This window comes from Candidatus Competibacter denitrificans Run_A_D11, assembly GCF_001051235.1.
Lineage (GTDB): Bacteria > Pseudomonadota > Gammaproteobacteria > Competibacterales > Competibacteraceae > Competibacter_A > Competibacter_A denitrificans.
Genome location: NZ_CBTJ020000001.1, coordinates 233,265 through 255,958, shown reverse-complemented (window position 1 = coordinate 255,958; position 22,694 = coordinate 233,265). Strand labels below are relative to the sequence as shown.

Here is a 22,694-nt window from a genome sequence, read left to right as displayed (position 1 = left end):
CTAAACTAAACTGGTTTAGTCTATCGGAGTTTTTCATGCGGACGATCAACATTCACGAAGCAAAAACCCAACTTTCCCGACTTGTAGAGCAGGCGGCCAAAGGTGAACCCTTTGTCATCGCCAAGGCGGGCAAGCCGTTGGTCAAGGTCATGGCGTTGGACGCACCGGAAAGCGGGCAGCGGCAACGGCTGGGTTTCATGGCGGGTCAGATTGACGCGCCAGAGGATTTCGACCAAATGGGTCGTTCCGAAATCGAGCGGCTTTTCGGCGGCGAGGCGTGAAACTGTTGCTGGACACGCACCTGCTGCTGTGGGCGGCGGGCGATCCCAACCGTTTGTCGGTGAAGGCGCGGGCCTTGATCGGCGCGGCCGAGAACACGGTGTTTTTCAGCGCGGCCAGCGTATGGGAAATCGCCATCAAACACGGTCTTGGACGTGACGATTTTCGAGTCGACGCGCGATTGCTGCGTCGGGGGCTACTGGACAACGGTTATCACGAGTTGCCGATCAGCAGCCAACACGCGGTCGCCATCGACAGTTTGCCCGCCCTCCACCGGGACCCGTTCGACCGCCTCCTGATCGCGCAGGCCACGGTCGAGGGCATTACCCTGTTGACATCGGACGCTTTAGTGGCGCGGTATCCCGGCCCGGTGCGGAAAGTGTGACGGGCTTGCTTTCACTAACGTGTCACCCAGCCGCCGCAAACCGGAAAGACCTGACCTACAAAACAATTGGCGTTTTCACTACAGAGATAGGCGGCGAACTCCGCATCTTCTTTGGCGCTCACCAAGCGCCCCAACGGCACTTCGCGTTTCAGGCGCTCCTGGAAGCGGGGATTGGCCTGAACATCGGCCGGGAAATAGGTGGGATTGTCCACGAAATTCTGGGCGATGGCATTGACCTGAATATTGTAGGGCGCGACTTCGACGCCAACGGCCTGGACGTAGGCGAGTTGCGCGCCACGCGCCGCACTGTAGGTTGAGGTGCGCTTGATGCCGCGCAGAGCCGAGGCGCTGCCCATCACCACGATCTTACCGGCCCGCTTTTCGATCATGCCGGGCAATACCGCTCGACACAGCCGCGCCAGCGGATGGACAAGCGCGCCAAAGGTCTCCTGCCATTCTTGCTCGGTGACCTCGGTCGTCAGGGTCGTGGGCGCGGCAATAGCCAGATTGGCAACGAGCGCATCCAAAGGGCCGGATTCGGCCACCAGCGCGGCAGGCGTGTCTTCCCCGGTCAGCGGATCGTTACTGGCGATGACCGTCGCGCCGTGCTTGGCGAAAACTTCACACAGCACCGGTCCCATGAATAAATCGGCGTGGGTGATCAGCACGCGCTTTCCTGAAAGCAAAGTATCGGGCATGTGGTTGCCTCCTCCGAGCGGCGATAGGCAATCGCCTCAGCCTCTCCAGTGTTCTCTATAAAGCCCGGCGGTTCCCTGATGACGGCAACCGGCCAGTTTGCCGTTCGCCGCTACCAAGGTTCCGCTGGCGTGGTTTAGCGCAAATACGCCCCATCCACGCCGATCTTACCCGGCCCGTCGAGTACATAAATCCCGGCGGAATTGCCCTGGACGTGGAACGAGATTTGGCCGTGATGCACGGTAATTTCATTCCCCGTCACCGCATCACGGTAATGGCCGTTGTGGATGCCGCCGACGCTAATGTCCTGTCCGCCGCCGATGGTCAGACCCACCACCGCATAGCTTTCCCCGTTGTTGAAATCGCGCACGAAGCTAAGGCCGCTGCCCCATTCATTGACATGGCTCATCGGCCCTTTTTGCAAGGTGGGGATGGCGCGACGGATTTGATTGAGCCGTTTGATGTGCTGATAGAGCGGGTTGCTCTGGGTCTGGCCAATGCGCTCGTTGGTCAGATGATCGCCAAAGTAGGCGCGGCCGGTCGTGTCCAGGGTGTCGTCGTTGCTGATCACGTCCTGCGGCGCACCCTTCATGAACTCGATTTCCTCGCCGTAATACAGGCAGGGAATACCGCGCGCCGTCCATAGCAGATTGTAGGCCGCCGCCGCCATCCACTGCTCGCCCTTGAAGCGGAAGCGGAAGTCGTTGTCCGGGCCGACATCGTGATTTTGCAGGAAAGTCACCAGGGTCGAGGGATCGCCGAAAATCCAGTCCATATCCAGCACGGCCTTGACGCCGCCGAAACTGCCCCGGCTCAGGTTGTCGCGGAAGGTGGAGAACAAGCCGAAATCCAGCACCGCAAAGCCGGAATCGCCGCCGGAATTGGGATCGCGCGGGTCGTGGCCGAGCCGGGTATACCACCAGGGCCGAATGAAGGACGGGCCGTTGTCGCCGTGGCCCAGATCGCCAAAACCGTAGCCCTTGACCAGATTCTCGCCGAACACGAATAAGCCCGGTTTGTGCGCCTTCCAGGCGTTGACATATTCCAGCAGATTGTCGCGCGGGACGTGTTTCACCGTGTCGATGCGCAGCGCGTCCACGCCCATGTCCAGATAGCGGTTGATCGAGCCGATCAGATAATCCTTGACGTTCTGACGCTCGGTGGCGAGGTTGATGCAATCGCCGGCGATGTGTTTCAACTGCACCGCCGCGCTTTCCCAGTCGCCGCCGCAGATAAAGCCGTGCTGCATGTACCATTCGGGATCGAGGTTGTTGGCGTCGATGCCGAAGAAGCGGCCGGGGTTGTAGCCGGGCTTGGGTACCGTCTCGCCGGTTTTGGGATCGACCAGCGGTTCCACACCGTCCGGGTCACGGTGATGACGCTCCTTATACCAGTCCGGTGCGACCGGGTTGTCGATGTCGTCCCGATTCGGCCAAGCGTAATTGCCGAGGCTGCCCTGATACGGCCCGTGGTTGACCCGGCCCTGCTCCGAGCCTTGCGGCACGTAGTATTTGATCGGCAGATGGTCGATATGCACCTTGCCGCGAATGCCGTACTGGCAGGAATGGTTGACCACCACGTCCTGAATGATCTTGATGCCGCGCTGGTGGGCTTCGTCGATCAGATTCTGGTAGGTCGCGTCCGGCGATTCCAGGCGGGGATCGATCCGGGTCCAGTCGTAGGCGTGGTAGCCGTGATAATCCAGGCCGCTACGATTTTCCACCGGTGGGGTGATCCAGATCGCGGTAAAACCGAGATCGCGGATGTAATCGAGCCGCTGGATCAGTCCCTTGAAATCGCCGCGCCAGTGCGGGTCTTCCGGTTGGCCGGTTTCGCGGTTGAACTTGAGACGGTCGCGGCAGAAGAAGCTGATGCTGGGATCGCCTTCGTAAAAACGGGCCGTCAGCAAGAAATAAATGGTTTCTTCGCGGAAATCGTTGCCGGTGGGCGTAACCGGATAGCGGGTTGACGGGGTGGGCGCGGCTTCGCGGGCTGGGGGCTGATGCGCCGCCACCGTGCTGGTTGCGGCGGCGCTTGGGCTATCGTGCCATTGACCATTGGCGTAATAGCCGCTGCGCTCGCGCCACAGATCGGCGGTTTGCGCGCCGTGCTGGTCGTTGAAGACCAGATTGGCGGACTGCACACCCACCAGCCGATAACTGAACCAGCCATCGGCTTCCGCCGTCATCGCAACGCCCGGCCACGCGGACCCCTGGGCGTGAGGGTAGCTGTTCCAGTAATGGATATAAACAGTATCGGCCCAATCGGCCGGTTTGTGGAAATGGACAATCAATTCGGGCATGGCCAAACATCCAGGCGGAGTGGAAAGAGCATCAAACCTTGAGAAGCATAGGCCACAATCGAGATGATGGCCGCAGCACTCACCTTATGATGCGCTCTCTCACTCCAAGCTGACAGTGCCCGTGCCCTCACGAGCGCCAGAACGGCTTATTGCCCTCCTGAAGCGCATCCACCCGACTGATGCCGATGTCTTTTAGCAGATGATCGCTAAGACCCAGCAGGGCGCGGCGCTGGCGATAAATGGCCCGCCAATGGCGCAATTGTGCCCAGGCACGGGTCAGCAGAACGTCAACCCGCCACGGGCGTTCACTCGTCCATTTCAAATCCAGGGTGGCACGGTGCAACATGGCCTTATCCTCATTCAAGTCATCAATGCCACTGAGTATGGGGACGATTAATTCATTTATAAAACGAATAAATTTGATATGATCCATGAATTATAGGAATGAATAGGAGCCGCGCTGATGACCCTCCAACTAGACCCTGATTTGCTACGCACCTTCGTTACTATTGTCGATGCCGGGGGTTTCACCCAGGCCGCCAAACAAGTGCATCGCACCCAATCGGCGGTTTCTATGCAGGTGCGGCGCTTGGAAGAAACTCTGGATCGGGTGTTGTTTGAGCGCGATGGGCGCGGCGTGCGCCTGGCGCCGGACGGTGAGGCCCTGCTGGGCTATGCGCGGCGCTTGTTGAAACTGCACGATGAAGCCGTTGCGGCGCTGACCCGGCCGGATTTATTCGGTTTGGTGCGGATTGGCACCCCGGATGATTACGTGGATCGCTTCTTGCCGGAAATTCTGGCGCGCTTCGCCCGCGCGTTTCCGCGAGTGCAGGTCGAGGTCAATTGCGAACCCAGCGTGAACTTGCGCCGGATGCTGGCGGAAGATCGGCTCGATCTGGCGCTGATCACCTGTCGGCCGGGGATGGAAACCGGTGAGGTATTGCGCCGTGAACCGGTGGTGTGGGCAGCCGCCGAACGGCATCTGGCGTATGAAGCAGAACCGCTGCCGTTGGCGCTGTTTCAACCCGGTTGCGCGTTTCGGGAATGGGCCGTGGCCAGCCTGAATCAGATCGGCAAGCCGTATCGGATTGCCTATACCAGCGCCAGTATCAGCGGCATTCTGGCGGCGGTCACGGCGGGTCTGGCGGTGACGGTGCTCAGCCGGAGCGTGCTGCCGAGCGGGGTGCGGTCGCTGGGCAGCGAGGAAGGTTTGCCGCTGTTACCTTCGGCCACCATCACCCTGCATCGAGGCAGTACAGTTTCAGCGGTGGCCGAATGTTTGGCTGGCTACATTCGTGAGGGATTTAGCGGCGAAACAGCGCCGATGCCGGGCCATATCGCCATCCCTGCCTGAGAGCGAGGGGTCGCTGCGGAGTCTCAATGGCGGTCAGGCTTCCGCTTCGACCGCGCTGGGGGCGTCGTCCGGGTTTTGGTCGAACCAGCCCCCGTCAAGGGTATACCAGCCCGGATGATCCCGCTGTAAGTCGCTGGTCTGACGTCCATGCCCATCATGGAACAACAAGCGCGTGCTGGTGACCCCCATAAAGCGATAGGCGAACCAATGGTTTTTCTGCTCAGTCATCAGCACACCCGGCCAATCAATGATGGGAGCATGGGGGCGAGTGTCCCAGAAATGGATGTAAAGCACATTGGCCCAGTCGATGGGTTTTTTGAAATAGACAGTCAGATCAACCATTGAAAACATTCCGAAAAGTTAGCAAATACCCCAGACGCAAAAGTCGTAATAGCCACTCTCAGTACCGATCCAGGCGGGCGCTGCGCTCTTCGTAACGGGCGCGCAGACAGCGCACATCGTCGCCACAACTGTCCCGTGCCCTTAGCCAAGAGCGTTGCTCCTGCCGAAGTTTTCTCGCTTCGCGCGGCGATAACTCGCGTAGTAAATCCTGGTACTGTTCGGCCAAATCCTCATCCATGCGATTCAGGTCGGGATCAGCGCAGATCGCGCTCTCAACTTCAGTATCGACATCAAGACAACCAAAGCTTGCCGCCTGGGCGGACAACGGTAGCCACGCGGTACAGAGCAATGTGAGTAAGACTGGCTTTATCATGTTGATTTTTCCTCAATTTTAACTAAATTCACTCAGCAACTATTTGAACTGACTCGTTGAGCGCAACCCACGACAAAGCGTCAGTCCCGGATAGGCTCAAAGCGATCAAAGGCCCATGGCGCTACGGCGGCGCCATTTTAACTGCAAAACCGTGACGGCTAGAATCAGCGCGAACAGCACAAAGGCGGCGGCTGACGCATAACCGATATTCCACCAGCGGAAGCCTTCTTCATACATCAGCAGCACGACGCTGACGGTACGATTGGCTGGGCCGCCCTGCGTCATCACATACGGTTCGGCAAACACCTGAAAATAACCGATCATGGTCATCAACGCCACGAACAGAAACGTGGGTCCCAGCAAGGGCAGAGTGATGTAACGGAATTGCCGCCAGGCGCTGGCGCCGTCAATCCGCGCGGCTTCGTAAAGCTGGGGTGGGATATTCTGCAAGCCGGCGATGAAGATGATCATGTTGAAGCCGAAATTTTTCCACACCGCCATCAGGATGATCGCCGGCATGGCCCAGACCGGATCGCCCAGCCAATCGATAGGTTCGATACCAAGCCAGCTCAGGCCATAATTCATCAAGCCATAGCGCGGGTGATAGAGGTAGCGCCATACCATCGCCACCGCGACCAGCGTGGTAACGACCGGTAGAAAGAACGCAGTGCGGAACAGGCCAGGAAAGCGGGTCAGGTGTGAGTTGACTAATAAGGCAGCGCCCAGCGATACCGCAACGGACAACGGGCCGCCGACCACCACGAAATAAAGCGTATTGCCGAGCGCAGTCCAAAACAGGGGGCTTTGCAACAGTTGCCCATAATTAGCTAAGCCAACGAAACGCAAGCGGTTTAGATCGCCCAGGGCGTAGATGTCGAAATCGGTGAAACTTAGCAAGAGAGCGGCCAGTACCGGCAGGAAGAAGAACACGGCGATCAGCAGCAACGCCGGCGATAGAAAAACCCACGCACTCAGGGCGGCATGACGTTCGGCACTGATCATGGAACCACTCCGCGCGCCAGTAGCCAGCGCCGTTTTTCCAATATTCGATCCACATCCCGATCCAGCGCGGCGAGAGCCGCATCCGCCGTCATCTCGCGGCGAACCGCCAACTCGGCGTAATAGGCGATGCGGTTGGCGATTCGCTCCCATTCGGGAATCGGCGGCGTGGCTTGCACCTGTTGCAGTTGCTGGCGGAACGCCTGGGCGTAGCGGTTGCCGGTCAACGCCGGATCATTCCAGGCCGATTGCCGGGCTGGCAGGTCACCGGTCAGTTGATAAAAATGCGCTTGTTGTGCTGGTTCAGCCAGAAATTCCAGTAATTTCCAGGCGGCTTCTCGCCGGGGTGAGGTGCGGCTCAGGGCGAGGCTGGCGCCACCGGCCAGCGAGATGCCAACGCCTTTCACTGCCAAACCCTCTGTCTGCGCGCTCAGCGGAACCTTGTCGGAAACCGGCAACGGCGCTGTATTCCAGTGGGGTTGCAGTTCGGCAGGCAGCCGCCGGGCGAACTCACCGATATTCCACGGCCCGCTGACATAGACCGCAAACGTGCCTTTGGCGAATTCCTGATAAAGATTAGCCATTTGGGTGTTGCTGACCGGTGCGGCCAAGCCCTGCTCGAACAAGCTTAAATAGGTTGTAAAGGCTTCACGAAATAACGGGTTCTGAAAGTCAGCATATTGATAGCGGTCGCGCAGCAGGGTGGCACCGCGTTGTAAGGCCAGGATAACCGGCAGTTGCCATTCGTTGATCGGCAGCAGAATGGCGTAGCGCCCCGCATCAGCCGCTCCCTTGAGCGCGTGCAGTGCTTTAAGCCAATGTTCCCAGGTGGTCGGCGGGTCCGCAAAACCAGCCGTGGCGAGCAAGTCGCTCCGGTAGAAAAATAACCGGGTATCCACATACCAGGGCAGCGCGTAAAGTTGATCGTTGAGCCGGTTAGTGGCCAGAATTCCAGGAAAATAATCGGCCAGGGCGGTGCTAGGCCATGCCCGCAGGCGCTCGTCTAGCGGCTCAATAGCCCGTAACGCGACGAATTCGGGAATCCAGGTGTTACCAAGCTGGAAGGCGTCGGGCATGGCGTCGCCGGCATAAGCGGTGAGCAGTTTTTCGTGAGCCGCGCTCCAGGGAATTTGCTGGACCCGTACCCGAATACTGGGATGGCGGCGCTCAAATTCCGGCAGCAAGGCCCGTACCCGTTCACCTTCTTGACCCATGGCCCAAAACTCGACCCGAGTGGTGCGCTCGTCGGCGGAATCGCAGGCGCTGATCCCTAAGACCAGCAGAAGAATGAAAAAGGAGCGATAAAGTGATGACATACCGTCTAGTTTAACTGCAATTGGGTTGCTGCTGCGGAAAGGCTTGAAAAGCTAACCCGCTATCCCCATACAATCCCCTTGTGGTTTTCAATTATTTTCTCTTTTGCTGAGGTGCGCCATGCCGATTTACGAGTACCGCTGTCAGTCTTGCGATCACGAGTTGGAAGTGATGCAAAAACTAAGCGATCCCGAATTGAGTGACTGCCCGACTTGCGGTAAGCCCGCGCTGAAAAAATTAATCTCGGTGGTCGGATTCCGGCTCAAGGGTGGCGGTTGGTACGAAACCGATTTCAAGGGCGGTAGCACTCAAAAAAACCTCGCCAAGGAAGATGCCGCGCCTAAGGAAAGTAAGCCAGCTGCCGCTTGTGAGAGTACCGGGAGTTGTGCTGCGTGTCCTGCCCCGGCCACGACGCCCTAAGAGGGAATTTTAATCTTGAATTAAGGTTCGGCGCTGATACTTATGCTCTCAATACAAGCTAAGGGGAGAGTCATGAAAACGCGCTGTATTCCCTTGATGGTGGGTATGCTGGCTTTGGCGGGTTCAGCCATTGCCGCTGACGGACAATGGCAAGCCTTGCCGGAGACCGCGCCGGCGCCGTCGGATAACCCGACGACCGAGGCTAAGGTCACCTTAGGCAAGATGCTGTTTTTCGACCCCCGCTTCTCATCGACCGGTAGTATCTCGTGTTTTTCTTGCCACAATGTGACGGAAGGCGGTGATGATCACCGGCCCACGTCCATCGGCGTCCATGGCCAGGTCGGTGGCCGCAATGCGCCTACCGTCTGGAATGCGGCTTTTAACTCGGCCCAGTTTTGGGATGGTCGCGCGCCTTCGCTGGAAGAGCAGGCGAAGGGGCCGCCGGTCAATGCCATCGAAATGGGTATGAAAGACCTGGATGCCACCGTAGGCCGTATCAAGAAGATTCCGGGCTATCAGGCCCATTTTGAAGCGGCGTTTGGCAAGGGCGATGTGGTGAACATGGACAATGCCGCCAAGGCCATCGCCGCTTACGAACGGACCCTGATCACCCCAAACAGTGCTTATGATCGCTACGTCAAAGGCGATAAGAAAGCGATGACCGAGCAGCAGGTACGGGGTATGGATACCTTTGCCAAGACCGGCTGCACGGCTTGCCATTCCGGCCCGGCGTTCAACGGCTCACAAAATATGCCGATGGGTCAGGGCTTCTTCATGAAATTCCCTACCTTCCCTGGTAGCGTCTACGATACGCAGTACCGATTACTCGAAGATCAGGGTCGCGCCGCTGTCACCAACAAACCCGAAGACAAGCAGATGTATCGGGTGCAAACGCTGCGCAATCTGGCCTACACCGCACCGTATTTTCACAATGGTTCCCTCAAAAGCTTAGATGAAGCGGTCAAGGTGATGGCCAAAACCCAACTTAACAAGGATCTGAAAGACGACGAAGTGAAGGATATCGTCGCTTTTCTGGATGCGCTCAACGGCGAGTTTCCGAAACAGACCTTGCCGCAGTTGCCGCCCACGCCCGGCGATTTGATTACGGAAAATTAATTGGCGGATTCTGCCGGATCGGCGCCGAAAGGCGCCGAGCTGTTTTTGGGCCTCTCCATTTCCGATTTTGCCAAAATCGACCGTTTTATGCCCCAACGTCCGGTGGGATGGCGGTATACTCAACCGCAAAATAGGTAAAATGCTTTCTTCGTTACAGTTGGGTATAGCAAAATCGCATGTCGGCACGCATCGCAACAGTCCAGCGCGATACCCTGGAAACCCGGATTCAGGTTCAAGTCAATTTGGACGGTGCTGGAAACGCCAAACTTGCTAGTGGCCTGCCTTTTCTCGACCACATGCTCGATCAGATCGCCCGACATGGCCTGATTGATCTTGAGATCGAAGCCCAGGGCGATTTGCATATCGACGCCCATCATACCGTCGAGGACATCGGCATTACCCTGGGCCAAGCAGTCAAGCAGGCGTTGGGCGATAAACGCGGGATTCGCCGTTACGGTCATGCCTATGTGCCGTTGGATGAAGCCCTGTCGCGGGTGGCGCTCGACTGTTCTGGGCGGCCGGGTCTGGAGTATGCGGTTGAATTGCCCCGCGCCCGTATCGGCGACTTCGATGTCGATTTGTTTCGGGAATTTTTCCAGGGCTTCGTCAACCACGCGCTGGTCACGCTGCACATCGACAATTTGCGCGGCCGTAACGCCCATCATATCGTTGAAACCGTGTTCAAGGCGTTCGGACGCGCGCTGCGGATGGCAGTCGAAGCCGATCCCCGCGCCGTGGGTATTCCTTCCACCAAGGGCAGCTTGTAACGCCGCGCCTTTTCGCTTATCTCTTCCCGCCACGAGTCCTTTGCATGAGCACCATTGCGATCATCGATTACGGCATGGGCAATCTGCGTTCGGTTGCTAAAGCGCTGGAGCAGGTCGCTCCGCAGGCTCAGGTGCTGGTTACCCAGCAGCGGGACGATATCTTGCGCGCCGACCGGGTGGTCTTTCCCGGCCAGGGTTCGATTCGTGATTGTATGCGGGAATTGGCGCACTGGAATTTAACGGAGGTGGTGCGGGAAGCCGCGCTCAACAAACCGTTTCTCGGCTTGTGTCTGGGGCCGCAGGCCTTATTGGCGTTTAGCGAGGAAAACGGCGGCGTCGAGTGCCTGAATGTGCTGCCCGGTCGGGTGGTGTGGTTTGGCGAGTTATGCGATCCGCAGACCGGCGAGCGGCTCAAAGTCCCGCACATGGGCTGGAATCAAGTCCACCAAATCGGCAATCACCCACTTTGGCAAGGGATTTCGCAAGACAGCCGCTTTTATTTCGTCCATAGTTATTATCTCCAGTCGGCGGAACCGTCGTTGGTGGTGGGCGAGACCTGGTATGGCTTCAATTTCGCGTCCGCCATCGCCCGCGACAATATTTTCGCTGTGCAATTTCATCCAGAAAAGAGCGCCCAGGCGGGACTGCGGTTGCTTGCGAATTTCGCGGATTGGAACCCTTAACAACCTCCGACCCTGACAGGTGCGTTGCTGGAAGAACCGCTATGTTGCTGATACCCGCGATTGATTTGAAGGATGGTAAGTGCGTCCGGCTACGCCAGGGGCGCATGGAAGATTCCACGGTGTTTTCGGATGATCCGGTGGCGATGGCTGGCCGCTGGGTGGAAGCGGGCGCCCGCCGCTTGCACCTGGTGGATTTGAACGGCGCTTTCGCCGGTCAGCCGGTCAACGCCCAGGTGATCCGCCGCATCGCCGAAGCCTTTCCAGAGGTGCCGATCCAGGTGGGCGGCGGCATCCGCGAAGAGGAAACCGTGGAGACCTATTTAGATGCCGGTGTCGAGTTCGTCATCATCGGCACCAAGGCGGTACAGGACCCCCATTTCGTCAGCGATCTTTGCGTCGGCTATGCCGGTCATATCATCGTCGGCCTGGATGCCAAGGAGGGGCGCGTTGCGGTGAGTGGCTGGTCGAAATTGTCCAAGCATAACGTCATTGATTTGGCGCAAACCTTCGAGCGCTATGGGGTGGAGGCTATCGTCTACACCGACATTAGCCGCGATGGCATGATGCAGGGTGTCAATGTCGAAGCCACGGTGCGGCTGGCGCAAGCTATCTCGATTCCGGTGATCGCATCCGGCGGCGTCAGTACCCTGGATGATGTGCGGGCGCTGTGCGCGGTTGAGAAGGAAGGCATCATGGGCGCGATCATCGGCCGGGCGCTGTACGATGGCGCGATTGATCTGGCCGCCGCCCAGCAAATTGCCGAGGCGGCCGAGGGGAGTGGCTGATGGGGCTGGCCAAACGCATTATTCCCTGCCTGGATGTGGATCGTGGCCGGGTGGTCAAGGGCGTCAAGTTCGTGGAAATCCGCGATGCCGGCGACCCTGTGGAAATCGCCCGCCGCTACGACCAGCAGGGCGCGGATGAAATCACCTTTCTCGATATCACCGCCAGTTCCGACGACCGCGAAACGATGGTGCATGTGGTCGAGCAGGTCGCCAGCCAGGTCTTTATTCCGCTAACGGTCGGCGGCGGCATTCGCACTCTGGACGATGTGCGGCGAATGTTGAACGCTGGAGCCGATAAAGTCTCGATCAATACCGCCGCCATCGCTCGGCCGGAATTTGTGCGCGAGGCCGCCGAACGCTTCGGCAATCAGTGCATTGTGGTGGCCATCGACGCCAAAGCTGTGCATCAAGACGGTGAAACCCCGCGTTGGGAAATCTTCACCCACGGCGGGCGCAAGCCGACCGGCATCGACGCGGTGGCGTGGGCGCGGCGGATGAACGCCTACGGCGCGGGTGAAATCCTGCTGACCAGCATGGATCGGGATGGCACCAAGCGCGGCTTCAACCTGGAATTAACCCGCGCTATCAGCGAAGCGGTGAGCATTCCGGTGATTGCTTCCGGCGGGGTCGGTACGCTCGATCATCTGGCGGAAGGCATCCTCTTGGGTAAAGCGGACGCCGTGTTGGCGGCCAGCATCTTCCATTTCGCCGAATACACCATCGAACAGGCCAAGCGCCACATGCAGGCGCGCGGTATTGAAGTGAGACTGTAAAAATCCGGGGGTGGGAGCGTGGAGATAGCGGACATTCAGGCTGTGATCGAGTCGCTCCCTCCAGAGCAATATGCCCGGCTGAGAGACTGGTTTACCGAAAGGGATTGGGCGTTATGGGATCGGCAAATTGAAGCCGATGCGGCGGCGGGGAAGTTGGATTTTTTGATTGACGAGGCGCTGGCGGAGAAAGTGCGAGGAACGTTGCGGGAGCTTTGAGTGCACCGAACGACAGCACGTTTCTGGAAGTGCTTGGAGCAATTGCCGGTATCAGTTCAAGAGACGGCCGCCAAGAACTTTGCACGGCTCAAATCGACCCTCTGCATCCGTCTTTACATTTCAAGAAAGTCGGCAAGCTGTGGTCGGTTCGGGTTGGCAGTACCCACCGGGCCTTGGCTGTCGAAGATGGGGACGATTAGGCTTGGGTTTGGATCGGCGCTCATGATGAGTACGAACGCATTATAAAAAACTGCATCTGATTTCAGACGAGAGGTTTCATGGCTGATAACTGGTTGGATCGAATCAAATGGACGGCGGATGGCCTGGTGCCCGCCATCGCGCAGGACGCTGGTACAGGCCGGGTGCTGATGATGGCCTGGATGAATCGGGAATCATTACGGCGTACTGCCGAATGCGGCGAGGCCGTGTACTGGTCGCGCTCCCGCAAAGAGCTGTGGCACAAAGGCGAAACCTCCGGCCATACCCAGAAAATCAAAAGCATCCGCCTGGATTGCGACCACGACGTGCTCCTGCTGGAAATCGAACAAATCGGTGGCATCGCCTGTCATACCGGACGGCAGAGTTGTTTCTTTGAGGAATGGCGCGATGGTGAATGGGTGGTCACCGACCCGGTACTGAAAGACCCCCGCGAGATGTACGGCGGATGAACGACCAGATTCTGCGCGAGCTGGCGGCGACCCTGGAAAGGCGCAAGCAGGCTGATCCTGATAGCTCCTACGTCGCGCGCTTGTATGCCAAAGGATTGGACGCCATCCTCAAGAAAGTCGGTGAGGAAGCCGCCGAAACCCTGTTAGCCGCCAAGAACGGCGATGCCGAACATCTGGTGCGCGAAACCGCCGATTTGTGGTTTCATACCCTGGTCATGCTGGCCCATCAAGGGCTTGGCCCCGACGCCGTTTTGAACGAGTTGCAGCGCCGTTTCGGCACCTCCGGTCTGGTCGAAAAGGCCGCCCGCCCTGCCGACTGAGGTTTTCAGATCGGCCCTTTGTCACACGAGGCACATCTCATGCATTTCAGTATTTGGGAATTACTTCTGATTTTGGTCATCGTGCTGGTGCTGTTCGGCGGTAGCCGGTTGCGCAATCTCGGTTCGGATTTAGGTTCCGCGATTCGCGGTTTTCGGGATTCGATGAAAGAGGGCGGCAAGCCAGACGCGCTTGAGGAGGACCCTAAAAAACTGGAATCGCCAGTGGTGCAGGAGCGGGCAACCGCTGCGGGAGTGAACGATCCGCTGGCCAAGGAGCGGGAAAAAGTCTGACAGCCAGGATCGCCCCGCCATGTTTGAAATGGGTTTTTGGGAGCTGGTGCTGGTCGCGGTGGTCGCGTTGATCGTGGTCGGCCCGGAAAAGCTGCCCGGCGTGGCCCGTACCGCCGGTTTATGGGTCGGTAAAGCCCGGCGCATGATTGCCGATGTCAAGGCAGAAGTGGATCGGGAGTTGCAACTGGACGAACTCAAGCAGTCATTTCGGCAACAGGCCGATCTTGGCGGTTTGAAGGGCTTTTCCCAGCAAATGAAGTCCCTGGAGCGGGACATTCAGGCAGAATTCAATGACCCCGGCCCACCGCCCGATTGGCAGTCCAGCGTGGCGAACGAATTACCATTGCCTGAATCTACCCCCAGCCCCGCGCCTGTTGCTATAACCGCAGCGCCTGCGCCGGTTAACTTGGCCAAGAACGATCCAAAACGAGTCGGCCCACCGCCTGCGGCATCGTCCCGGCCGTCTGTACCGCCGCCTGCCGATTCCAGCCCGTGACCGATAATGTTGATCGCGAGCAACCGCTCGTCAGCCATCTGCTGGAATTACGCACCCGCTTAATTCGGATGGTGAGCGGCATCCTGCTGTTATTCGTGGTGCTGTCGCCCTTCTCAAATCCGATCTATACCGCGTTGGCGAAGCCCTTGACCCGCTACATGCCCGCGCAAAGCAGCATGATCGCTATTGATGTGCTGTCGCCGTTTTTGACGCCGCTCAAGTTCACCTTGATCCTGGCGGTGTTCATCACCGTGCCGTGGACGCTCTATCAGATTTGGGCGTTTGTTGCACCGGGCTTGTATCAGCGCGAGAAGCGGCTGGTGCTGCCGGTGTTGCTGTCGAGTACGCTGTTGTTTTATTGCGGCATGGCCTTCGCCTACTTTGGCATCATGCCGATCTTCTTCGCCTTCATTACCAGCACCGCGCCCGAAGGGGTGGCGGTGATGACCGATATCAACCGTTATCTCGATTTCGTGATGATGATGTTTTTCGCCTTCGGGGTGGCGTTTGAAGTGCCGGTCGCTACGGTCATTCTGGCGTTGACCGGGGTTTTGACGCCCGAAGCGATGGCCGCCAAGCGCTCCTACATCATCGTCGGTGCGTTCATCATCGGCATGTTGTTGATGCCCGATGTGGTTTCCCAGACGCTGTTGGCGATTCCGATGTGGATGCTGTTTGAAGCGGGTATCTACATTTCCCGCCTGCTGTTGCGGCGGCGTCAGGAAGGGCAAGCGGCGGAGGCTGGCTCCGCCGAGCGTTAGCTTGCCGCCCGTTGCGCCGCCCATTGCGAGCGGCTCTGGCGGCGGTCGATCACCTATTGCGCCGATATTGCCCGCCGACCTCGAACAAAGTGCCTGTAATCTGCCCCAGTGAGCAGCAGCGCACCGCATCGACCAGCACCGCGAAAGGTTCTCGTTTTTGATCGCGTCTTGCGCACCGCTCAACTACGTCGATGAAGCTACTATCAGTCGCTAAGAATTTCCGCTTTCCCGTCCTCGCAGATTCTCTATTGCCCCCTTGGGTTGCCAGTTGAGCTTTGCTGTCGTCTTGGGTAACGTAGTGTGTGGAGGTGATCATCATTCGTCGTCTCACGAGTTCTAACTCAACCAATCGAGGTGCTTTATATGACTGAGAGAACAGGACGCTGCCTCTGTGGCGCAGTCAGTTTCAAGCTGGCCGCCGAACCCCTTGCAGCTCGTATCTGCTGGTGCCGGGATTGCCAGCATCTGGCGGCGAATGGATCAGTCAATCTATTCGTGCGTACTGAAGATCTCGTCGTTTCCGGGTCGCTTTCCGAATATACGAAGAAGGCGGATAGCGGTGATGAGGTGACGAGGCAATTCTGTCCAAGTTGCGGCTCGCACCTTTTTGGCAAAGTGGCGACGAGGCCGCAGTTCCGGGTCGTGCGCGCCGGTAATCTGGACGATCCCTCATCAATCAAGCCGCACATGAATATTTGGGTAGCGAGTGCGCCTGGCTGGGCGTGTCTTGACCCGACTTTAGAGAGGGTAGAGCATCAGCCGCAACCTCCAAAATAGCCCATGCAGCCGCAGGCAAAGGTGGCCGAGCGTTACTCTGAAGTGTTACGAGAATTGGCGGCGTAGTACGCCGTCACTGTATTGCCAATGTTTAGCTGATTGCGCAACGAGAATCCGCCGCACCTCTTCGGGAGAAACGAAGCGCACGACAATTTTCTAGAGTCAAAAGGCTTGTGGTTGTGGTTATGTTTCTAGTAAAAAATAAAGAATATCAATTTGTTATATTCTGAAATCACAGATTTATGTAGATATGCGAAAACCGTATAACCATTTGTTATGCCTATGTATGAAACGCGCCAGCTAGGGCCTGCAAAGCTTGAGGTCTTTACTCAACTGAAGAACCAGATTTCGTTTTCAGACTTTTGCCCTCCTGCGGGAACAATTGAGTTCAATGCTTATGACGGATTCTTGAGTAACTCTTTGAGGCTCTTTCAGATCAGCTTTCCTGGCTATGAATTGGAGGCAAAGATTCATGACGGAAAGGTGTTCATCCGGAGGAACGATTACTACCAGTACAGCGAGGAATTTAAGGGCCTTGGTAAGTGTCACGTTGCGGTGCAGTGGGATACCGATTCAATCGCGTGTGGCGTAATGCCCGAGTCAAGCACTTCTGCCTCAATGGATGCCCACATGCGCGCAGTTCGAACTCCTTTCACGGCACCACCTCTGGAGCTAGTCCGAACTCTGCGCACACATAACCTGCTCTCCAATTCGTCATACCGTAATGCCGACGACCTGTTTTCCACCATTCTTGATTGCCTGCACTTCTGTGAGCAGGACATCCGGAAACATGGCTGCGAGCGATTTTCCTGGGGAAAGAATGGTGATAAGTCACACCCGCTTGATGAGCCAGAAATTTCTCGCTTTGTAGCAGGCTATTTGTCCTCGCATGGCACTGCTAGAAATTTTGAAGTTACCTGCGAACCAATAGCTGGAAGCGGAAATCTCGATTTCTATATCGTGGCTCCGATCAAGAATGCAGGCTTGGGGAAGGTTGCCATTGAAGCAAAGAAGGCTGATAGCGTCCAGCTTGTCCATGGATTTAATGTCCAACTTCCCGAATACATGGTTCGTTTGGGAACAAATTACGGCGTATTTCTAACGTACTGGCTAAAGTCAGGGACATATCCATATCCGAAACAGAATACATATGCTGAACTTGAGATCGATAAGCTACACCCTTTGCAACGACCACCGACGGTTCGAACCATTGGATTAGACCTTTCCTATGGCCCCTCCCCAAGCCGCAAGGCATAACCCTTCGGTCCACACGGACGCTGCGCGATAAAGACGCGCAGCGCCGGTGACCTCCACGTTGTCGCCCGCCAAGCCGAAATCTGGCCAAATAAACAGCATGAATCAAGTTCCGACATACGACCTTCTCATAAACCCTTTGTTCCAAGCGCTCAAGCAACTCGGCGGCTCTGGCTCAATTGAAGAAATTTACGAAAAAGTCACGGAAAATCTGAAATTTCCCGAAGAGGTTTTGAATGTTCCGCATAACCCTGAAAAGAGCAATCAGACGGAGGTTGAATATCGCCTTGCATGGGCGCGCACCTACTTGAAGAAATATGGTGTTTTAGAAAATTCCAGTCGTGGCGTGTGGGCAATTGCTCCAGACAAACGGCACATCGAGAAAATTGACCACAAGGAAGTTGCTCGCGCTGTGCGCGAAATGGATAGAAAAGAAAGACCAAATCGGAAGTCAAAAGAAACTGACGGCAATAGTATTGATGAAGAACTGCCAGAAGAAGTGCGGACTTGGAGAGAGCAACTTCACCATATTCTGACGCAGGAAATTGATTCTTCTGCGTTTGAGCGTCTTGTAAAACGGCTGCTGCGCGAATCTGGCTTCGTGCAGGTCGAAGTTACGGGCAGAAGTGGCGACGGCGGGATTGATGGGAAAGGGATCGCTCGAATCAACGGGCTGCTAAGTTTCCACGTAATTTTTCAATGCAAAAAGTATCAGGGCGCTGTTTCGTCTAGTGACATACGGGATTTCAGAGGTGCAATGGTTGGTCGTGCCGACAAAGGATTATTTGTAGGAGTTACGCAGTTGGGTCTCTAACGCTCTGATTTTAAAAGAAATCGACCTGTGCAGCAGACAACAGAAATCTTCTATTAATCAATCACTTAGAATTTCAACTGCGTAACTCCTAATTTGTTACAACGGGCACGTTCACTAGGGACGCCGTAAAAGAGGCCATTCGTGACGGCGCTCCACCTATTGATTTAGTAGATGGCGACCAACTCGTAGACAAGTTGAAAGAATTGGGGCTTGGAATCACGACCAAGGTCATCGAAGAGGTTATTGTTGACCCAGATTGGTATAAAACATTGTGAGGCGTAACTCACCAACAAACGACAGAACAAGGCTCTGCACCCGACCGTCTACAGCTTCACTCCCTCGTTCCTCGGTCTCTTCGCTTCCGGCGGCGGGTAAGATTGGTCGTTAGGCTCATCCTTAAGGGCGATTGCAGAGCATACGGCTTAGCCGTATGATTCAGTTCATGCGTACCGTTATTGAAACCCCTTTGTTCTCGAAACTCTGGCCGCGTTATTGGTACGAGGACGAGCGCGGTGAATTTGCGGCTTTTCTGGCTAAAAGCCCGGAGGCTGGTGATGTCATCCAAGGCACAGGCGGCTTACGTAAAGTGCGTTGGAGTCGCGCAGGCTCAGGTAAATCTAGCGGCGTCCGGGTCATTTACTTCACCCACAACGCTGCTGGAGAAATTGTGCTACTTCTGCTCTATGCAAAGTCCGAGCGGGACTCAATGGCTGCGAAGCAATTGCTGGAGATCAAACATGCCCTCGACCACTAAACCGATGACTGATGCGGAGCTAGACGCCTTTGAAGAAGGACGTGATTTTCACGCTGATTTGCTCCAGTCCATTCGAGAAATGAAAGCGGGTCAGGGAACGGTCGTCTATTCGCCTGTTATTGCCGCTCGCATGGCTGCTGGTTTATCACAGGCGCAGTTTGCGTCCTTGATGGGCGTGTCCGTTCGCACCTTGCAGGATTGGGAGCAGGGGCGGCGTCAGCCATCGGGTGCAGCAAGAACATTGATTAAAGTCGCCGAGCGCTACCCTGAAGTGTTACGAGAATTGGCGGCCTAGCACGACGTTTCAGCTATGGCGCAGTCCGTGCAACTGCGCCTTCCCAGCGCCAAGTCTCAGCGCCGGGAAGGCGTGAAAAGGCGGCATTACGCCGCCTACATCAATCTACATATTCCGCCGATACTGCCCGCCGACCTCGAACAAGGTGCCTGTAATCTGCCCCAGCGAGCAGCAGCGCACCGCATCAACCAGCACTGCAAACAGGTTTTCGTTGTTGATCGCAGCCTGTTTTAGCCGTGCCAGCATCGGCCCGCTGTCCTTAGCGTTGCGCTCCTGAAAATCACGCAAGCGTTTGATCTGGCCTTGTTTCTCCTCCTCAGTGGAACGGGCCAGCTCGATTTTCACCTCATCGTGCTGGGCATTCGGGTTGCGGAAGGTGTTGACGCCGATGATCGGGAAGCTGCCATCGTGCTTGATGGTCTCGTAATAGAGGGATTCCTCCTGAATCTTGCCGCGCTGGTAGCCAGTTTCCATCGCGCCCAGCACGCCGCCGCGCTCGCTGATGCGCTCGAATTCCTGCAACACTGCTTCTTCCACCAGATCGGTCAGCTCGTCGATGATGAACGCGCCCTGATTGGGGTTCTCGTTCTTGGCTAGCCCCCATTCCTTGTTGATGATGAGCTGCACCGCCATCGCCCGCCGCACCGATTCCTCGGTCGGTGTGGTGATCGCCTCGTCGTAGGCGTTGGTATGGAGCGAGTTGCAGTTGTCGTAAATCGCAATCAACGCCTGAAGCGTGGTACGAATGTCGTTGAAATCCATCTCTTGCGCGTGCAGCGAGCGGCCGGAGGTCTGAATATGATATTTCAACTTCTGGCTGCGCTCGTTCGCGCCGTATTTGTAGCGCATGGCGGTGGCCCAAATCCGCCGCGCCACCCTGCCCATGACGGTGTATTCCGGGTCCATGCCGTTGCTGAAGAAGAACGACAGATTGGGCGCGAAGTCGTCAATGTGCATCCCCCGCGCCAGATAGGCTTCAACATAGGTGAAGCCGTTGGCCATCGTAAAGGCCAGTTGCGAAATCGGATTGGCTCCGGCTTCGGCGATGTGATAGCCGGAAATCGACACCGAATAGAAATTCTGCACGCCGTGATGGACGAAGTATTCCTGAATGTCGCCCATCATCTTCAGAGCGAATTCGGTGGAGAAGATGCAGGTGTTCTGGCCCTGATCCTCTTTCAAAATATCGGCCTGCACCGTGCCGCGCAGATTCTTCAACACCCAGGCTTTAATCTTTTCGATTTCATCATCGGTCGGTGGGCGATGGTTGTCGCGCTCGAATTTCTCAATCTGAAGGTCAAAGGCGTTGTTGAAATACATCGCCAGAATGATCGGGGCCGGGCCGTTGATGGTCATGGATACCGAGGTAGTCGGCGCGCAGACCTCGAAGCCGGAATACAGCACCTTCAAATCGTCCAAGGTGGCGATAGACACGCCGGAATTGCCGACCTTGCCGTAAATGTCCGGCCGTTCATTCGGGTCGAAGCCGTACAGCGTCACCGAGTCAAACGCGGTGGACAGCCGGGTCGCCTCGGCGTGCTCGGACAACTTTTTGAAGCGGCGATTGGTGCGGAACGGGTCGCCTTCGCCCGCGAACATCCGGGTCGGGTCTTCGTTCTCGCGCTTGAAGGCGAACACGCCGGCGGTGTAGGGGAAACTGCCGGGCAGATTTTCCAGCATCATCCAGCGCAACAGTTCGCCGTGTTCGTCGAAGCGCGGCAGCGACACCTTGGGAATCCGGCTGCCGGAGAGCGAACGGCTGGTCAGCCTGGTGCGGATTTCCTTGTCGCGGATTTTCACCACGTATTCATCGCCACTGTAGCTTTCCTTGACCTGCGGCCACATATCGACCAGCTTGCGGGCGTGGGAATCGACCTCCAGTTCCACCTTGTCGAGCAGCGGTTGCAGGTCGGCGCTGGATTTGCCGTCGGCTTCCAACAGGCTCATCACCGCGCGCAACTGCTGGCGCTGGCGGATCAGCTTGACCTGTTTGTTCACCTCCTGGTGATAGCCGCGCACCGTGTCGGCGACTTCGGCCAAGTACCGCGCGCGGGCGGCGGGGACGATGACGGTCTTGGTGGTCGAGGCTTTGCCCTCGGCGGGCGGCAGATGGCCCGACGCCAGTTTCAGGCCCTTGTCGCGCAGCAAGCCGACCAAGCCCTGATACAGCGCGGTCACGCCGTTGTCATTAAAGCGGGCGGCGATGGTGCCGTACACCAGCATCTCATCGGGCGACTGGCCGAAGGCTTTGTGGTTGCGTTGCACCTGCTTGCGCACGTCGCGCAGGGCGTCTTCCGCGCCCTTGCGGTCGAACTTGTTGATCGCCACCGCGTCGGCGAAGTCGAGCATGTCGATCTTTTCCAACTGTGAGGCCGCGCCGAATTCCGGGGTCATTACGTACAGCGAGCGATCCACCAGCGGCACGATGGCGGCGTCGCCCTGACCGATGCCGGAAGTTTCGACGATGATCAGATCAAATCCGGCCAGCTTGCAGGCGGCCAAAATTTCGCCGAGCGTTTCCGGCACTTCGCTTCCCGCCGCGCGGGTCGCCAGCGAGCGCATATACAGATTGGGGCCGCTGATCGCATTCATGCGGATGCGGTCGCCCAACAGCGCGCCGCCGGTCTTGCGCCGCGATGGGTCGGCGGCGATGACCGCGATTTTCAGCCGGTCGTCTTGATCGAGCCGGAAGCGCCGTACCAGCTCATCGGTCAGCGAGGATTTGCCGGAACCGCCGGTTCCGGTCACGCCCAAAATCGGCACGGTGCAGTTTTTGGCCTCGCTCAAAAGTTGCTGGCGCAAGTCGGTCGCCACCGCCCGATTCTCCAGCGCGCTGATCAGCCGCGATAGCGCCAGCCAGTCGCCATTTTTGACCTCATCCAGCGTTTTGGGCGCGTGCTGGCTGGGATCGATATCGCACACCGCCATCATGTGATCGATCATGCCTTGCAAGCCGAGCGCCTGACCGTCTTCCGGCGAGAAGATGCGGGCCACGCCGTAGTCGTGCAGCTCGCGGATTTCGTCCGGCACGATCACGCCGCCGCCGCCGCCGAACACTTTGATGTTGCCGCCGCCGCGCTCGCGCAGCAGGTCGATCATGTATTTGAAGAATTCGACGTGGCCGCCCTGATAGGAGCTGACCGCGATGCCCTGGGCGTCTTCCTGGAGCGCGGCGGTGACGATTTCCTCGACCGAGCGGTTGTGGCCGAGGTGGATGACTTCCGCGCCGCTGCCTTGGATGATCCGGCGCATGATGTTGATCGAGGCGTCGTGACCGTCGAACAGGCTGGTGGCGGTCACGAAGCGGATTTTGTTGCGCGGGGTGACTTTATCGGCGCCGGGTTGAGGCGACTTGAAATGAGCGACGACGGCGGACATGGGCGGGTTCTCCTGGCGGTAGTTGTCGTATTGTCAAAGCCTCGGCGAACGGTCGGCGCTGGCTTTGGCGTTATATAGTAAT

At 57.4% G+C, this 22,694-nt stretch carries 29 protein-coding genes and 1 pseudogene; 22 read left to right on the top strand and 8 right to left on the bottom strand.

Features of this window, described 5'->3' with window-relative positions; translation table 11 throughout:
* Nucleotides 1–35 precede the first annotated feature (35 nt).
* A complete protein-coding gene (locus tag BN873_RS01095) occupies nt 36–281 on the top strand; it encodes a type II toxin-antitoxin system Phd/YefM family antitoxin (RefSeq protein ID WP_048670064.1) in 246 nt (81 codons plus the stop codon).
* The gene (locus BN873_RS01090) at nt 278–664 is read left to right on the top strand and encodes a type II toxin-antitoxin system VapC family toxin (protein ID WP_048670061.1); all 387 of its coding nucleotides are present in this window, start codon (nt 278–280) and stop codon (nt 662–664) included. The genes BN873_RS01095 and BN873_RS01090 overlap by 4 nt, the downstream gene beginning before the upstream one ends.
* A gap of 14 nt (nt 665–678) precedes the next feature.
* Here BN873_RS01090 and BN873_RS01085 read toward each other — a convergent pair whose 3' ends face one another.
* The 3 genes from BN873_RS01085 to BN873_RS01075 all read right to left on the bottom strand — a co-directional run bounded on the left by BN873_RS01085 (nt 679) and on the right by BN873_RS01075 (nt 4,008).
* Nucleotides 679–1,362 (bottom strand): SDR family oxidoreductase, encoded by a 684-nt coding sequence (locus tag BN873_RS01085; protein ID WP_048670059.1) that lies wholly within the window; start codon nt 1,360–1,362, stop codon nt 679–681.
* A 134-nt stretch (nt 1,363–1,496) separates the two neighbouring features.
* Nucleotides 1,497–3,662, bottom strand: a complete 2,166-nt coding sequence (locus tag BN873_RS01080; protein WP_048670057.1) for an alpha-amylase family glycosyl hydrolase — start codon at nt 3,660–3,662, stop codon at nt 1,497–1,499.
* Between the two features lie 127 nt (nt 3,663–3,789).
* On the bottom strand, nt 3,790–4,008 hold the full coding sequence (locus BN873_RS01075; protein ID WP_082161019.1) for a DUF1127 domain-containing protein: 219 nt from the start codon (nt 4,006–4,008) through the stop codon (nt 3,790–3,792).
* Nucleotides 4,009–4,125: 117 nt separating this feature from the next.
* Here BN873_RS01075 and BN873_RS01070 point away from each other — a divergent pair, with 117 nt between their 5' ends.
* On the top strand, nt 4,126–5,016 hold the full coding sequence (locus BN873_RS01070; protein WP_048670055.1) for a LysR substrate-binding domain-containing protein: 891 nt from the start codon (nt 4,126–4,128) through the stop codon (nt 5,014–5,016).
* Nucleotides 5,017–5,049: 33 nt separating this feature from the next.
* Here BN873_RS01070 and BN873_RS01065 read toward each other — a convergent pair whose 3' ends face one another.
* The 4 genes from BN873_RS01065 to BN873_RS01050 form a co-directional block, all read right to left on the bottom strand.
* A complete protein-coding gene (locus BN873_RS01065) occupies nt 5,050–5,358 on the bottom strand; it encodes a starch-binding protein (protein WP_048670052.1) in 309 nt (102 codons plus the stop codon).
* A gap of 58 nt (nt 5,359–5,416) precedes the next feature.
* On the bottom strand, nt 5,417–5,731 hold the full coding sequence (locus tag BN873_RS01060) for a lysozyme inhibitor LprI family protein (RefSeq protein ID WP_048670050.1): 315 nt from the start codon (nt 5,729–5,731) through the stop codon (nt 5,417–5,419).
* Between the two features lie 105 nt (nt 5,732–5,836).
* On the bottom strand, nt 5,837–6,733 hold the full coding sequence (locus BN873_RS01055; RefSeq protein ID WP_048670049.1) for a carbohydrate ABC transporter permease: 897 nt from the start codon (nt 6,731–6,733) through the stop codon (nt 5,837–5,839).
* Nucleotides 6,730–8,046, bottom strand: coding sequence for an extracellular solute-binding protein (locus tag BN873_RS01050; RefSeq protein WP_048670047.1), 1,317 nt, complete (start codon nt 8,044–8,046; stop codon nt 6,730–6,732). Before BN873_RS01050 ends, BN873_RS01055 begins: the two co-directional genes overlap by 4 nt.
* Before the next feature lie 118 nt (nt 8,047–8,164).
* Between BN873_RS01050 and BN873_RS01045 the strand changes: the two genes are divergently transcribed.
* From BN873_RS01045 to BN873_RS00960, 19 genes and pseudogenes are all read left to right on the top strand, one after another.
* A complete protein-coding gene (locus BN873_RS01045; RefSeq protein WP_048670045.1) occupies nt 8,165–8,464 on the top strand; it encodes an FmdB family zinc ribbon protein in 300 nt (99 codons plus the stop codon).
* A gap of 72 nt (nt 8,465–8,536) precedes the next feature.
* Entirely contained in the window at nt 8,537–9,580 is a 1,044-nt protein-coding gene (locus BN873_RS01040) for a cytochrome-c peroxidase (RefSeq protein ID WP_048670043.1), read from the top strand.
* 176 nt (nt 9,581–9,756) lie between these two features.
* A complete protein-coding gene (gene hisB / locus BN873_RS01035; RefSeq protein WP_048670042.1) occupies nt 9,757–10,347 on the top strand; it encodes an imidazoleglycerol-phosphate dehydratase HisB in 591 nt (196 codons plus the stop codon).
* 44 nt (nt 10,348–10,391) lie between these two features.
* Nucleotides 10,392–11,030 (top strand): imidazole glycerol phosphate synthase subunit HisH, encoded by a 639-nt coding sequence (gene hisH / locus BN873_RS01030; RefSeq protein ID WP_048670040.1) that lies wholly within the window; start codon nt 10,392–10,394, stop codon nt 11,028–11,030.
* A 41-nt stretch (nt 11,031–11,071) separates the two neighbouring features.
* The gene (gene hisA, locus BN873_RS01025) at nt 11,072–11,815 is read left to right on the top strand and encodes a 1-(5-phosphoribosyl)-5-[(5-phosphoribosylamino)methylideneamino]imidazole-4-carboxamide isomerase (RefSeq protein ID WP_048670039.1); all 744 of its coding nucleotides are present in this window, start codon (nt 11,072–11,074) and stop codon (nt 11,813–11,815) included.
* Nucleotides 11,815–12,588 (top strand): imidazole glycerol phosphate synthase subunit HisF, encoded by a 774-nt coding sequence (hisF, locus tag BN873_RS01020; protein WP_048670038.1) that lies wholly within the window; start codon nt 11,815–11,817, stop codon nt 12,586–12,588. Before hisA ends, hisF begins: the two co-directional genes overlap by 1 nt.
* Nucleotides 12,589–12,606: 18 nt before the next feature.
* Nucleotides 12,607–12,804, top strand: a complete 198-nt coding sequence (locus BN873_RS01015) for a hypothetical protein (RefSeq protein ID WP_048670036.1) — start codon at nt 12,607–12,609, stop codon at nt 12,802–12,804.
* The gene (locus BN873_RS01010; protein WP_374727148.1) at nt 12,801–13,004 is read left to right on the top strand and encodes a hypothetical protein; all 204 of its coding nucleotides are present in this window, start codon (nt 12,801–12,803) and stop codon (nt 13,002–13,004) included. The genes BN873_RS01015 and BN873_RS01010 overlap by 4 nt, the downstream gene beginning before the upstream one ends.
* Before the next feature lie 78 nt (nt 13,005–13,082).
* Nucleotides 13,083–13,472: a phosphoribosyl-AMP cyclohydrolase gene (gene hisI, locus BN873_RS01005; protein WP_048670035.1), complete on the top strand. Its 390-nt coding sequence runs from the start codon at nt 13,083–13,085 to the stop codon at nt 13,470–13,472.
* On the top strand, nt 13,469–13,792 hold the full coding sequence (locus tag BN873_RS01000; protein WP_048670034.1) for a phosphoribosyl-ATP diphosphatase: 324 nt from the start codon (nt 13,469–13,471) through the stop codon (nt 13,790–13,792). The genes hisI and BN873_RS01000 overlap by 4 nt, the downstream gene beginning before the upstream one ends.
* Nucleotides 13,793–13,831: 39 nt before the next feature.
* On the top strand, nt 13,832–14,083 hold the full coding sequence (gene tatA, locus BN873_RS00995; RefSeq protein ID WP_048670032.1) for a twin-arginine translocase TatA/TatE family subunit: 252 nt from the start codon (nt 13,832–13,834) through the stop codon (nt 14,081–14,083).
* Between the two features lie 19 nt (nt 14,084–14,102).
* A complete protein-coding gene (gene tatB, locus BN873_RS18695) occupies nt 14,103–14,579 on the top strand; it encodes a Sec-independent protein translocase protein TatB (protein ID WP_053085194.1) in 477 nt (158 codons plus the stop codon).
* Nucleotides 14,576–15,340 carry a twin-arginine translocase subunit TatC gene (tatC, locus tag BN873_RS00985; protein ID WP_048670031.1) on the top strand — a complete coding sequence of 255 codons (765 nt, stop codon included), beginning with the start codon at nt 14,576–14,578 and terminating at the stop codon, nt 15,338–15,340. The genes tatB and tatC overlap by 4 nt, the downstream gene beginning before the upstream one ends.
* 363 nt (nt 15,341–15,703) lie before the next feature.
* Nucleotides 15,704–16,117, top strand: a complete 414-nt coding sequence (locus BN873_RS19185) for a GFA family protein (protein ID WP_082161012.1) — start codon at nt 15,704–15,706, stop codon at nt 16,115–16,117.
* A gap of 282 nt (nt 16,118–16,399) precedes the next feature.
* Nucleotides 16,400–17,374, top strand: a complete 975-nt coding sequence (locus BN873_RS00975; protein ID WP_048670029.1) for a hypothetical protein — start codon at nt 16,400–16,402, stop codon at nt 17,372–17,374.
* A gap of 46 nt (nt 17,375–17,420) precedes the next feature.
* A complete protein-coding gene (locus tag BN873_RS00970) occupies nt 17,421–18,185 on the top strand; it encodes a restriction endonuclease (RefSeq protein ID WP_242434335.1) in 765 nt (254 codons plus the stop codon).
* 98 nt (nt 18,186–18,283) lie between these two features.
* Nucleotides 18,284–18,460: pseudogene (locus tag BN873_RS19820) on the top strand (restriction endonuclease); the annotation flags it as partial.
* A 167-nt stretch (nt 18,461–18,627) separates the two neighbouring features.
* Nucleotides 18,628–18,939: a type II toxin-antitoxin system RelE/ParE family toxin gene (locus BN873_RS00965; protein WP_048670113.1), complete on the top strand. Its 312-nt coding sequence runs from the start codon at nt 18,628–18,630 to the stop codon at nt 18,937–18,939.
* Nucleotides 18,923–19,234, top strand: a complete 312-nt coding sequence (locus BN873_RS00960) for a helix-turn-helix domain-containing protein (RefSeq protein WP_048670027.1) — start codon at nt 18,923–18,925, stop codon at nt 19,232–19,234. Before BN873_RS00965 ends, BN873_RS00960 begins: the two co-directional genes overlap by 17 nt.
* A 105-nt stretch (nt 19,235–19,339) precedes the next feature.
* On the opposite strand, the gene icmF is transcribed toward BN873_RS00960, so the two are convergent.
* On the bottom strand, nt 19,340–22,612 hold the full coding sequence (gene icmF, locus BN873_RS00955) for a fused isobutyryl-CoA mutase/GTPase IcmF (protein WP_048670025.1): 3,273 nt from the start codon (nt 22,610–22,612) through the stop codon (nt 19,340–19,342).
* Nucleotides 22,613–22,694 lie beyond the last annotated feature (82 nt).